Genomic DNA, 10,909 nt, shown 5'->3' with positions numbered 1-10,909 from the left:
ACGGTGATGTTGGGCAGCTCGGCCATCTTCAACAGGTGCTGGAGCTGACCTCCCATCACCCTGCGGTCCCCGACCGGGCACGGGTGGCCGCTGCCCCGCGCCGCCCGCGCCGTCGTCGACGTCGACTACGTCCTGGCCGCCGGTGGGCTGCTCGCCGCCGACCACCCCGGCGCGGCGGCGGCGCTGCTGCGCCGGCACCTGGCCGGCTGAGCCGCGGCGAGCGTTATTCGGCGGAGAGCTTCTCGCCCCGGGAGTCCGCCTCCTGCGAGGCCGCCCAGGAGGCCAGCAGCCGGAGGTTGTCCTCGGCGGCGGTACCCGGCTCGGCGGTGTAGATCACGAGGGTGAGGCCGGGTTCGGCGGTCATCGCGAGGGTCTCGAAGGCGAGGGTGAGGTCCCCGACGGCCGGGTGGTGGAAGCGTTTGGTGCCGGTCCCGTGCCGGCGGACGTTGTGGGCGCCCCACCGGGTGCGGAAGGCGTCGCTGCGGGTGGACAGCTCGCCCACCAGGTCGTGCAGGTCCTTGTCGTGGGGGTCGCGGCCCGCCTCGGTGCGCAGCACGTCGACGGTGACGTCGGCCATGAGCTCCCAGTCGGGGTAGAAGCGGCGGGCGGCGGGGTCGAGGAACTGGTAGCGGGCCAGATTCGGCGGCGGGGAGCCGCCGGCGGCGTATATGTCGCTGAAGAAGCCGCGGGCGAGCTGGTTGGTGGCGAGCAGGTCCAGGCGGCCGTTGCTGACGTACGCGGGTCCGGCGGTGATCGCGTCCAGGGTCCACTGCAGGCTGCGGTGCAGCGGCGCCTGCCGGCCCGGACGGCGGCGGGGCCGGGCGAGGGTGTCGGAGCCCTCGGCGGCCTGGGCCAGGTGGAGCAGGTGGGCCCGTTCGGCGTCGTCGAGCTGCAGGGCGCGCGCGACAGCTTCGAGGACGCCGGGCGAGACGCCGGCGAGGTGGCCGCGTTCGAGCTTGGCGTAGTACTCGACGCTGACGTCGGCGAGCGCGGCGACCTCACTGCGGCGCAGCCCCTTCACGCGGCGCCGGGTGCCGGCCGGCAGGCCGGCCCGCTCCGGTGTGATCTTGGCGCGCCGCGAGACGAGGAAGTCGCGGACCTGGTCCTGGTTGTCCACGCGGTCGACCGTACGCGGCGTGGGCCGCGGTAGCCATGTACCGCCGGTACACCCCTCACCAGGAACTCCCTGCCGGCGCGGAAAGGGGGTTACCTGGATCCCGAGCGGGGACTAGCCACCCGCTATCGGGGCAATCCGTGAGGCGGCTCACCCTCGCGGGCAACAACGTCGAACGATCGGCAAGGGAGAACATCATGCGTGGCGTCGTCATGCACGCACCCGGCGACATCCGGGTGGAGGACCGCCCGGATCCGCGGATCGAGCAACCTACCGACGCGATCATCCGCGTGTCGGCGACCTGCGTGTGCGGCTCGGACCTGTGGCCGTACCGCGGGGTGCAGAAGGTGGAGGGCCCGATGCCGATGGGCCACGAGTACGTCGGCATCGTGGAAGAGGTCGGCTCGGAGGTGACGACCGTCAAGCCGGGGCAGTTCGTGGTCGGCTCGTTCTGGGCCTCCGACAACACCTGCGAGATCTGCCGAGCCGGCTACCAGTCCGCCTGTGTGCACCGGGTGCCCATGGGCATGCTCGGTTCACAGGCGCAGTACCTGCGGGTGCCCCTCGCCGACGGCACCCTGGTCGCCACGCCCGAGGTGCCGCCCGCCGACCTGATTCCCAGCTACCTGGCCGCTTCCGACGTGCTGGGCACCGGCTGGTTCGCCGCCGTGGCCGCCCAGGCCGGCCCCGGCCGGACCGTCGCGGTCGTCGGCGACGGCGCCGTCGGCCTGCTCGCCGTGCTTTCGGCCAGGCAGCTGGGCGCGGAGCGCGTCATCGCGGTGAGCCGGCACGAGTCCCGGCAGAAGCTCGCCCGCGAGTTCGGCGCCACCGACATCGTCACCGAGCGCGGCGACGAGGGCGTGGCCAGGATCAAGGACCTGACCGGCGGGCTCGGTGCGCACTCGGTGGTCGAGGCGGTCGGCACGCAGGAGTCGATGATGCAGGCCATCCACTCCACGCGCGCCGGTGGGCACGTCGGGTTCGTCGGCGTCACCCACGACGTGGCCGTGCCCGGCATGGACCTGTTCTGGTCCCTGGCGCACCTGCACGGCGGCCCCGCACCCGTACGACGGTTCCTGCCGGAACTGATGCGCCTGATCGGCGACCGCACGATCGACCCCGGCCGGGTCTTCGACCTCGACCTGCCCCTCGACCAGGCCGCCGAGGGTTACACGGCGATGGACGAGCGCCGCGCCATCAAGACGCTGCTGCGGCCCTGACCCGCCGACCATCCGGAGGAGCACGCCATGGAACTCAAGCCCGTCAGCGCCACCGTCAAGACACCCGCGCAGATGTTTACCGGCGACGTCTACCTGACCCCCATCTACAACGGCACCGAGCCGTCCCGGATGACCGTCGCCCTCGTCCGGTTCACCCCCGGCGCCCGCACCCACTGGCACTCCCACGCGGTCGGGCAGACCCTGCACGTCACCGAAGGCGCGGGCCTGGTCGGCACCCGCGACGGAACCGTGCTGCGCATCCGCGCCGGCGACACCGTCGTCTGCCCACCCGGCGAGGAACACTGGCACGGCGCCACCGCCGACACCTTCATGAGCCACCTCGCCATGCTCGAAGCGCTGCCCGGCGGGCAGGACCCCACCACCTGGCTCGAACCCCTCCCCGACGAGCAGTACCGGACCACGAACCAGCGCGACGCCTGACGCGGAGGACCGTCGGAAAACCGACGTTCGCATCGAGACGCGCCGACGCGACACGCCGTGTCGCAACACACGACAGGCCGGGGTGGGTTGACAGCGGCGGGGGTGGACGCCGTACCGTCTTTGAGTCCTACCACGGGAAGCGGCTGTTGTTCGCTTCGTCCCTTCGTCCGCTGGCCGAGCGACCGGAAGGTTGCGGCGGCCAGGTCCAGCGGGCGGGGGTCGGCGGGGCGGCGCGAACCGGCCGCGGTTACCGGTGTACGGGCAGGGCGAGAGGCACGGCCAGTAGACAACGGCCAGGCGGGGGCAGCCAGTCCACGTCGGGTCGGTCCGAAGGTCGGCGCTGATCGTCCTCGCCCCACCGGCCGGGAAGGGCCTGGGAGCATCGGGGCGCGGCGCGAGCCGCGCCCCGATTTTCGTCTCCGCCGATCAACTGTTGAGGACCTCGTAGACGGCGGCCGGGGCGGGACCGATCCGGCCCTCGAACGGCGCGCCGAGATCCGGCTTGAACCCGTGCTCCGAGTAGCTGATCTCCGACGGCTGCTCCGGCTCGCCGCCGGCGGCCGGCAGCGTGAACCGGAGGCCGAGCAGCCGTTGCCGGTCGTCGACCGTGGCCTCGAAGGGGACGGCGGCCCGCTGCTGCGGGGTGAGGGCGGCGAGACGCTTCTCGTCCACCAGCACGCTGGCGTCCGCGTCCGGGACGCGGCTGAAGTCCAGCGTGCCGCGGTAGCGGCCCGTCCCGGACGCCTCGGCGGACGTGATGCCGACGAACAGGTCGGTCGCGTGGGCCGGGTCGCCGAACCGCTCCAGGCGGGCCCGCCGCGCCGGATCGACCTTGCGCACGTCGATCCGGGTCCACTGGTCCCCGGTGAGCGGGTTGCTGCGGACCAGGTGCTGGCCGCCGCGGTGCAGCACCTCGAACGTCAGACGTGCCTTGCCGGCGTCGCCCCCGACCGCCCGGAACCGCAGCCAGCCGTCGCTGCCGTCCACGGCCCCCGCGCCGATCGTGTCGTGGGTCCGGAACTGGAAGGTGTACGGAGCGCGGTGCAGCGCCTCCGCGGCCTGGCGCAGCGCCTCCGCCGAGTTCGGCGTCGGCGACGCGTCGGCGCGATCGTCGGCGAGGTCCCGCGCCACGCCGCAACCGGTCAGCGAGAGCACGAGGGCGAGCACGGGCACCGCGCTGCGCAGTCTCACCGGACACCTCCCGTCAGGGTCGGCCTGCGCTCGATGTACCCACCACTCACCAAGGCAAATCCCTCGATGCGCGCGCCGCCGCGCCCGAGGGACCCGGCGCGGCGGTAGCACCGGTTATGCTTCCCGGTATGACCGGAGCGGTGCGGAAACTGTCGATCTCGGTCCCGCCGGACGTCGCCGAACGCCTCGAACGGGAACCCAACGCCAGCGCCTTCCTGGTGCACGCCGCGCGGGCGCTGATGCGCCGGGAAGCCCTCGACGCCGAGCTGGCCCACCAGGGCGTCACGGTCACCGAGGAGGGCGTCGCCCGGGCGCGGGCGGCCCGCGCCGCCGTCGACGTCGCCTGGCCCGCCGAGCGCTACCAGGCGATCCGGGAACGGGTGCGGCAGGTCGCGGCCGGCGACGAGGATCCCGCCGGCCGGGTCACCGCCGCGTGAGCGACCCCGACGCCCCGCCCGTGCGGCTGGTCCTCGACCGGTCGGCGCTGCTGGCGTACCTGGGTGGGTCGGTGCACGTGGGGGAGACGCTGCACGAGGTGATCACCGACGGCGTGCGCTTCGGCGTGACCGCGGTCGCGGCCGCCGAGGCGTACGCGGCCGTCGACGACCCGAAGGAGCGGGCGGCGCTGCGGCGCCTACTCGCCCTCGACGCCTGCGCCGTGCTGGCCACGGACGGCGGCTCGTGGCAGGAGCTGGCGTACTGGCGGGGCTTCACCGGCCGGGCCGACCTGGCCGCCACCGTGCTGGCCTGCCTCGACCACGACGCCCCGATCCTCACCGGCGAGGCCCGCTACGGCGACGACGACCTGCCGGTCATCCGGCTGCCGGCGTGACCCCGCCCGGACGGGCCGACGGGCGTCCCCGCCGGGTAGCCTTCGGCGCGTGATCGTGGTGAGGTGCCGGTGACGACGCTCGACCGGGAAGAAGCGCGTGCCACCGACGGGGCACGCCCGGGCGCCGGCGGGCGACCGCTGCCGCTGAAACTGGCCGTCCCGGCGGCCCTGCTGGCCGGTCTGGCGTTGCTTGTCGCCTTCCCGCCCTATGGGGTGTGGCCCCTCGCGCCGGTCGGTGTGGCGCTGCTCGCCGCCGCGGCGCACCGGCGGCGGCTGCGCGCCGGCGCCGGGCTGGGCTTCCTCGCCGGGGTGGCGCTGTTCGCGCCGCTGCTGGAGTGGACCAACCTGCACACCGGCTACCTGCCGTGGCTGCTGCTGTCCCTGCTCCAGGCCGGCTACCTGGCGCTGCTCGGCGCCGCCACCGCCTGGGTGTCCCCGCTGGCCGACCGGCACCGCGCGGCGTGGCCGCTGCTCACCGGCGTGCTGTGGGTGGGGCAGGAGGCGCTGCGCGACCGCACCCCGTTCGGCGGGTTCCCGTGGGGGCGGCTGGCGTTCAGCCAGGACACCTCCCCGCTGCTGCGGCTGGCCGCGCTCGGCGGCGCCCCGCTGGTCACCTTCGCCGTCGCGCTGGCCGGCGGGATCCTGCTCACCCTCGCCTGGCGCGACTGGCGCCGCCCCGCCGGGCTGTGGCGGCCGGTGGCCGGGCTGGCCGCCGCCCTCGCCGCGCTGCTCGCCGCCGGCCCCGCCGTGCCCGCCGGGGTACGCGGCGGCGGCGACACCGTCACCGTCGCCATCGTCCAGGGCAACGTGCCCCGCCTCGGCCTGGACTTCAACGCCCAGCGGCAGGCGGTGCTGAACAACCACGTCGACGCCACCCTGAAACTGGCCGAACAGGTCGCCGCGGGCACACAACGCCGCCCCGACCTGGTGGTGTGGCCGGAGAACTCCAGCGACATCGACCCGCTGCGCAACCCCGGCGCCGGCGAGCGGATCACCCAGGCCGCCGACGCGATCGGCGCGCCGATCCTGGTCGGCGCCGTGCTGCTCGGCCCCGGCGAGGGTCAGGTCCGCAACGCCGGCCTGCTGTGGCGCCCCGGCAGCGGCGCCGACCTGGACCAGCTCTACACCAAGCGGCACCCCGTGCCGTTCGCCGAGTACGTGCCGCTGCGCGAGATCGCCCGGATGGTCAGCTCCGAGGTCGACCGGGTCCGCTCCGACTTCGTGCCCGGCAGCACCCCGGGCGTGCTGGAGACCGGCCCGGCCACCCTCGGCGACGTGATCTGCTTCGAGGTCGCCTACGACGGCATCGTCCGGGACACCGTCACCGGCGGCGCGCAGCTGCTGGTGGTGCAGACCAACAACGCCACGTTCGACGTGGCCGAAGCCCGCCAGCAGCTGGCCATGGTCCGGCTGCGCGCCGTCGAGCACGGTCGCGCCGCCCTGATGGCCTCCACGGTCGGGGTGTCCGGGTTCGTTTCCCCGGACGGGCGGGTAGACGGGGCCACCGGGTTCGACACCGCCGCGGTGGTGGTGCGGCAGATGCGGCTCGGCGACGGGCGTACCCCGGCCACCACGGTGGGGGTGTGGCCGGAGGTGGCGCTCGCGGCGCTGGCCGTCGCGGCCCTGGCCGGCGCGGCCCTGCTGCGCCGCCGCCGGGAGGCCGACCCCGGATAGGACGACGGGCGGGAGGCGGTACACGGTGGGCGTGGCAGCCGACAGGCGGACGGTCGGCCATCCCGGGGTGGGACGGGTCCTCGTGGTCATTCCCACCTACAACGAGGCCGACAACGTCCGCCGGATCGTCGCCCGGGTGCGTGAGGCGGCGCCGGCGGTGGACGTCCTCGTCGCCGACGACAACAGCCCCGACGGCACCGGCGCGATCGCCGACGGGCTCGCCGGCGCCGACCCGCACGTGCACGTGCTGCACCGTCCCGGCAAGGACGGCCTCGGCGCGGCCTACCTGGCCGGTTTCGCCTGGGCGCGGCAGCGCGGCTACGACGCCGTGGTGGAGATGGACGCCGACGGCTCGCACGCCCCGGAGGACCTGCCGGCGCTGCTGGAGGCCGCCCGCGACGCCGACGTGGTGATCGGCTCCCGGTGGACCCGCGGCGCGCGGGTGCTGAACTGGCCGCTGCGGCGGCTGCTGCTGTCCCGGGCCGGCAACCTGTACGCGCGGCTGGCGCTGGGCGTGCCGGTCTCCGACGCCACCGGCGGCTACCGGGTCTACCGGTCGGCGGCGCTGGACGCCATCGACCTGGCCTCGGTGCGTTCCCAGGGGTACGCGTTCCAGGTGGAGCTGTCCCGGCTGGCGCACCGCGCCGGGGTGCGGATGGTCGAGGTGCCGATCACGTTCGCCGAGCGGGAGCACGGCGACAGCAAGATGAGCCCGCTCATCGTGGCCGAGGCGCTGTGGCGGATCACCACCTGGGGGCTGCGGGACCGGCGGGCGGCGGTGCGCCGTCCCGACGCGTTGGCCCGGTGGCCGTGAGCGCGGGCGTGTCATGCTGGAGGGGCGTGATGACACCGCCGGGCGGATGAGGTGAGATGCGCCGAGGACTGAAGTACGTACCACCGGCTCTGCTGCTGCTCGCGCTGCTGGAGCTGACCGTTTTCGTCCTGGTGGGCCGGGGCGTCGGGTTCGGGTTCGCGGTGCTGCTGGTGTTCGCGGCCTCGCTGCTGGGCCTGGTGCTGCTGCGCCGGGAGGGCATGCGGGCCTGGCGTGGTTTCCGGGCCGCCGCCGAGTCCGGACAGCCGCCGGGGCGGCAGGTCACCGACGGTCTGGTGGGCCTGCTGGGTGCGCTGCTGCTGGCGCTGCCCGGCCTGGTCAGCGGCGCGGTGGGGCTGCTGTTGCTGGTGCCGCCGGTGCGGCGCCTGGCCGGCGCCGGGGTGCGCCGGGCCACCGAGCGCCGGGTGTCGTCGATGGTCGCCGGTGACCTGTTCGGGCCGCGCCGGGTGCGAGTGCGCCGAGGCGCCCCGCAGCCCGCGCCGACCCCGCAGCCGCAGCCGGTGACCGAGCCGGGCCGGGCCATCGAGGGGGAGATCGTCGAACCCCGGTGAAATCCGGACAGACATGACGAAGCGCCCCCGGGGTGATCCCCGGGGGCGCTTGTCGTCATTACGGGTGCTCAGGCGCGACCGCGGCGGGTGCGGACCTCCTGGAGCCGCTCGGCGAGGATGTCCTCCAGCTCGGCGATCGAACGCCGCTCCAGCAGCATGTCCCAGTGGGTGCGCGGCGGCTTGGCCTTCTTCTGCTCGGGCTCGCTGCCGTCGACCAGCCGGGCGACGCTGCCGTCGAACTTGCACTCCCAGGTCGTCGGGACCTCGGCGTCGACGGCGAACGGCACCTCGAACTGGTGCCCCTTCGCGCAGAGGTACTCGCGGGTCTGACGCGGCGCGAGCTCCGTGTTGCGGTCGGATTCGTAGCTGACTGCGCCCAGTCGGCTACCGCGCAGCATACGCTCGCCCATGATCGACTTCCCCTCGTTCGTGGTGCTGGTCTTCAGGTGTAACGGCCCGTCACCGCCGCCCCATTCCCGGCCACGCCGACGGCCCGGCGCGGAGTCGGGATCCTCAAGGGTAGCCGGTCATGACAGCTGCCCGGCGGGGTCGTCCCCGGCCGGGCCGAATCGGTGGAGTGTTTCGACTGCCAATGGGGATGTTAGCCGCCTCCAGGTGTGCGGAGGTGACGATGACCAGTGACGCGCCGGTCGAGGCCCGACCGCCGGGCGGGAAGACCTTCTTCGGTCACCCACGGGCGTTGTCCACGCTGTTCCTCACCGAGATGTGGGAGCGGTTCAGCTTCTACGGCATGCGGGCCATCCTGGTGCTGTACCTGACCGCGTCGGTCGCCGACGAGGGGCTGGCCATCGGGGAGTCCACCGCCAACGCCGTCTACGGCACCTACAACGCCATGGTGTACCTGATGGCGCTGCCCGGCGGATGGGTGGCCGACCGGCTCATCGGCGCGCGGCGCAGCGTGCTCTGGGGCGGCGTGGTGATCGCCGCCGGGCACTACGTGATGGCCGTCCCGGCCCGGTGGAGCGTGTTCGCCGGCATGACGCTGATCGTGCTCGGCACCGGCCTGCTCAAACCCAACATCTCGACCATGGTCGGTGACCTCTACGACCGGGACTCCCCGCGCCGCGACGCCGGCTTCTCGATCTTCTACATGGGCATCAACCTGGGCGCGTTCATCGCCCCGCTGATCACCGGCTTCCTCGGCGAGAAGATCAACTGGCATCTGGGCTTCGGGGCGGCCGCGATCGGCATGACCTTCGGCGTGCTCCAGTACGTGCTCGGCCGGCGCAACCTCGGCGACGCGGGCGCCCGGCCGGCCGACCCGCTGCTCGGCGCGGACCGACGGCGGGCGCTGACCCGGATCGCCGTGGTCACCGTGGCGGTGCTCGTGGTGCTGCTCGTGCTCGCCCTGCTCGGGCTGTTCACCGTCAACACGGTGGTCAACCTGCTCACCGTGGTCACCGTGCTGGTCACCATCGCGTACTTCGCCCGGATCCTGACCGACCGGGAGATCAGCGGCACCGAGCGCAGCCGGATGAAGGCGTACGTGTGGCTGTTCGTCTTCGCCGCCGCGTTCTGGCTGATCTACGACCAGGCCGGGTCGGTGCTGAACATCTTCGCCGAGGACCAGACCGACCGGAACGTGGGCGGCTTCACCTTCCCGGCGTCCTGGCTCCAGTCGGTGAACCCCATCCTGATCATCATCGGGGCGCCGCTGGCCGCCGCGCTGTGGCTGAAGCTCGGCCACCGGGTCTCCACGCCGACGAAGTTCGCCGTCGGTCTGGTGCTCAACGGCCTGTCGTTCGTGCTGATGGCCGCCGCCGCGCAGGCCGCCGTCGGCGGCGACCTGGTCTCGCCGTGGTGGCTGGTCGCCGTGTACGCCATCCAGGTTGCCGGCGAGCTGTCGCTGAGCCCGGTGGGCCTGTCGGCCACCACGAAGCTGGCTCCGGTGAAGTACGCCAGCCAGATGCTGGGCCTGTGGTTCCTCGCCACCGCCGTCGGCGACGCGATCGGTGGGCAGGTGGCCCGGCTGGCCGAGAGCTGGTCCGAGCCGACCTACTTTGTCACCTTCGGCCTGGCGTCGGTGGTGCTGGGGCTGGCCGCGGTGATGTTCACCCGGCAGATCCGGCACCTGATGGCCGGCATCCACTGACCGGCCCGGCGGTCACCTGGCCGGCGTCGGCGGCAGCGGCAGCGGCACGCCCGGCAGCCCGTCGATGCTGGTGGCAATGTGTTCCTTGCCGGCGAAGTACGCGCTCAGCGAGGCGTCGTCCTCCCGGGCGAAGCGCCGCCCGTGCAGGTCCCGGTCGGCCTCGTAGGTCATCAGCGGCACGGCGTAGCCGCAGGTGTCGCGGATCAGCTCGGCGCGGACCACGACGATCGCCCGCAGGCCGTGCGAGCCCGGGTCGATGTCGGGGAAGTGGTCCAGCAGCTCCGGCCACCGGGGGTCGTCGCGAAACACCGGCTCGCCCCGCCCGTGCACCCGGACGATGTTCGGCGGGCCGTCGAAGGCGCACCACATCAGCGTGATGCGGCCGTTCTCCCGCAGGTGCGCGACGGTCTCCGCGTTGGCGCCGGCGAAGTCCAGGTAGGCGACCGTCAGCTCGTCGAGCACCGCGAAGGAGCCGCGCAGGCCCTTGGGGGAGAGGTTGATGGTGCCGTCGCCGGCCAGCGGGGCGGTGGCCGTGAAGAACATCGGTTGTGCCTCGATGAAGGTCCGCAACCGGCCGTCGATGCGCTCGTACGTCTTTCCCACGCCCTGATCATCCTCGCCGGCGCCCAGCTCCCGCTGCCCCGTCCCAGCCCGTGGCCGGTGGCCCCGGCGGCGTCAGCCGGTGCGGGAGCCCAGCCGGGCCAGAGCGGTGGCCAGGTCGCTGACCTGGTCGGCGAGCTGACCGGCCCGCCGCTGGGCGGCGTCGCGGTCGGTCTCGGCGGCGGCCAGCCGGGCGGTCAGCTCGGCCAGCCGGGCCTCGACGGCGGCGGCGGCCTGCCGCGCGGCGGCCAGGTCGGCGGCGAGGGCGTCCCGCTTCTCGGAGCTCGCCGAGCCGTTGGCGATCAGCCTCCCGGCGATCTCCCGGCACCGGAAGGTGCTGG

13 protein-coding genes and 1 pseudogene are annotated in these 10,909 nt (G+C 73.8%); 8 read left to right on the top strand and 6 right to left on the bottom strand.

The window, feature by feature from the left end:
- Nucleotides 1–56 (bottom strand): hypothetical protein (locus ABZV78_RS30120; protein ID WP_355644031.1); only part of this gene is annotated, 56 nt, incomplete at its 3' end.
- 167 nt (nucleotides 57–223) lie between these two features.
- The gene (locus ABZV78_RS30115) at nucleotides 224–1,117 is read right to left on the bottom strand and encodes a helix-turn-helix transcriptional regulator (RefSeq protein ID WP_355644027.1); all 894 of its coding nucleotides are present in this window, start codon (nucleotides 1,115–1,117) and stop codon (nucleotides 224–226) included.
- Between the two features lie 194 nt (nucleotides 1,118–1,311).
- Here ABZV78_RS30115 and ABZV78_RS30110 point away from each other — a divergent pair, with 194 nt between their 5' ends.
- Both ABZV78_RS30110 and ABZV78_RS30105 read left to right on the top strand, forming a co-directional pair.
- Nucleotides 1,312–2,334, top strand: a complete 1,023-nt coding sequence (locus ABZV78_RS30110) for a zinc-dependent alcohol dehydrogenase family protein (protein WP_355644025.1) — start codon at nucleotides 1,312–1,314, stop codon at nucleotides 2,332–2,334.
- Nucleotides 2,335–2,361: 27 nt separating this feature from the next.
- Nucleotides 2,362–2,775 carry a cupin domain-containing protein gene (locus tag ABZV78_RS30105; RefSeq protein WP_355644024.1) on the top strand — a complete coding sequence of 138 codons (414 nt, stop codon included), beginning with the start codon at nucleotides 2,362–2,364 and terminating at the stop codon, nucleotides 2,773–2,775.
- A 426-nt stretch (nucleotides 2,776–3,201) separates the two neighbouring features.
- On the opposite strand, the gene ABZV78_RS30100 is transcribed toward ABZV78_RS30105, so the two are convergent.
- On the bottom strand, nucleotides 3,202–3,966 hold the full coding sequence (locus tag ABZV78_RS30100) for a hypothetical protein (protein WP_355644022.1): 765 nt from the start codon (nucleotides 3,964–3,966) through the stop codon (nucleotides 3,202–3,204).
- Nucleotides 3,967–4,094: 128 nt separating this feature from the next.
- Between ABZV78_RS30100 and ABZV78_RS30095 the strand changes: the two genes are divergently transcribed.
- From ABZV78_RS30095 to ABZV78_RS30075, 5 genes are all read left to right on the top strand, one after another.
- A complete protein-coding gene (locus ABZV78_RS30095; protein ID WP_355644020.1) occupies nucleotides 4,095–4,403 on the top strand; it encodes a hypothetical protein in 309 nt (102 codons plus the stop codon).
- The gene (locus tag ABZV78_RS30090) at nucleotides 4,400–4,798 is read left to right on the top strand and encodes a hypothetical protein (protein WP_355644018.1); all 399 of its coding nucleotides are present in this window, start codon (nucleotides 4,400–4,402) and stop codon (nucleotides 4,796–4,798) included. Before ABZV78_RS30095 ends, ABZV78_RS30090 begins: the two co-directional genes overlap by 4 nt.
- 69 nt (nucleotides 4,799–4,867) lie before the next feature.
- The gene (lnt, locus tag ABZV78_RS30085; RefSeq protein WP_355644029.1) at nucleotides 4,868–6,472 is read left to right on the top strand and encodes an apolipoprotein N-acyltransferase; all 1,605 of its coding nucleotides are present in this window, start codon (nucleotides 4,868–4,870) and stop codon (nucleotides 6,470–6,472) included.
- 25 nt (nucleotides 6,473–6,497) lie between these two features.
- Nucleotides 6,498–7,286 carry a polyprenol monophosphomannose synthase gene (locus ABZV78_RS30080; RefSeq protein ID WP_355644016.1) on the top strand — a complete coding sequence of 263 codons (789 nt, stop codon included), beginning with the start codon at nucleotides 6,498–6,500 and terminating at the stop codon, nucleotides 7,284–7,286.
- 56 nt (nucleotides 7,287–7,342) lie between these two features.
- Complete coding sequence (locus tag ABZV78_RS30075) at nucleotides 7,343–7,855, top strand: FxsA family protein (RefSeq protein ID WP_355644014.1); 513 nt, start codon at nucleotides 7,343–7,345, stop codon at nucleotides 7,853–7,855.
- Nucleotides 7,856–7,923: 68 nt separating this feature from the next.
- Here the strand turns inward: ABZV78_RS30075 and ABZV78_RS30070 are convergent, their stop codons facing one another.
- Nucleotides 7,924–8,265 (bottom strand): RNA polymerase-binding protein RbpA, encoded by a 342-nt coding sequence (locus tag ABZV78_RS30070; protein ID WP_046564157.1) that lies wholly within the window; start codon nucleotides 8,263–8,265, stop codon nucleotides 7,924–7,926.
- Between the two features lie 221 nt (nucleotides 8,266–8,486).
- On the opposite strand from ABZV78_RS30070, the gene ABZV78_RS30065 reads away from it, so the two are divergent.
- Complete coding sequence (locus ABZV78_RS30065) at nucleotides 8,487–9,968, top strand: peptide MFS transporter (RefSeq protein WP_355644012.1); 1,482 nt, start codon at nucleotides 8,487–8,489, stop codon at nucleotides 9,966–9,968.
- 12 nt (nucleotides 9,969–9,980) lie between these two features.
- On the opposite strand, the gene ABZV78_RS30060 is transcribed toward ABZV78_RS30065, so the two are convergent.
- Nucleotides 9,981–10,571: a pyridoxamine 5'-phosphate oxidase family protein gene (locus ABZV78_RS30060; RefSeq protein ID WP_355644010.1), complete on the bottom strand. Its 591-nt coding sequence runs from the start codon at nucleotides 10,569–10,571 to the stop codon at nucleotides 9,981–9,983.
- A 72-nt stretch (nucleotides 10,572–10,643) separates the two neighbouring features.
- Nucleotides 10,644–10,909, bottom strand: a pseudogene (locus ABZV78_RS30055) (hypothetical protein); the annotation flags it as partial.

The sequence above is a fragment of the Micromonospora sp. NPDC004540 genome, from assembly GCF_040610095.1.
Classification (GTDB): domain Bacteria; phylum Actinomycetota; class Actinomycetes; order Mycobacteriales; family Micromonosporaceae; genus Micromonospora.
The sequence above is the reverse complement of the archived record's forward strand: the minus strand, read 5'-3'. Positions and strand labels throughout refer to the sequence as shown.

What these genes read in the sequence shown, in the direction of transcription:
- ABZV78_RS30110 (WP_355644025.1), top strand. Translation starts at nt 1,312, where the DNA reads ATGCGTGGCGTCGTCATGCACGCACCCGGCGACATCCGGGTGGAGGAC.
- ABZV78_RS30105 (WP_355644024.1), top strand. Translation starts at nt 2,362, where the DNA reads ATGGAACTCAAGCCCGTCAGCGCCACCGTCAAGACACCCGCGCAGATG.
- ABZV78_RS30095 (WP_355644020.1), top strand. Translation starts at nt 4,095, where the DNA reads ATGACCGGAGCGGTGCGGAAACTGTCGATCTCGGTCCCGCCGGACGTC.
- ABZV78_RS30075 (WP_355644014.1), top strand. Translation starts at nt 7,343, where the DNA reads ATGCGCCGAGGACTGAAGTACGTACCACCGGCTCTGCTGCTGCTCGCG.
- ABZV78_RS30070 (WP_046564157.1), bottom strand. Translation starts at nt 8,265, where the DNA reads ATGGGCGAGCGTATGCTGCGCGGTAGCCGACTGGGCGCAGTCAGCTAC.
- ABZV78_RS30065 (WP_355644012.1), top strand. Translation starts at nt 8,487, where the DNA reads ATGACCAGTGACGCGCCGGTCGAGGCCCGACCGCCGGGCGGGAAGACC.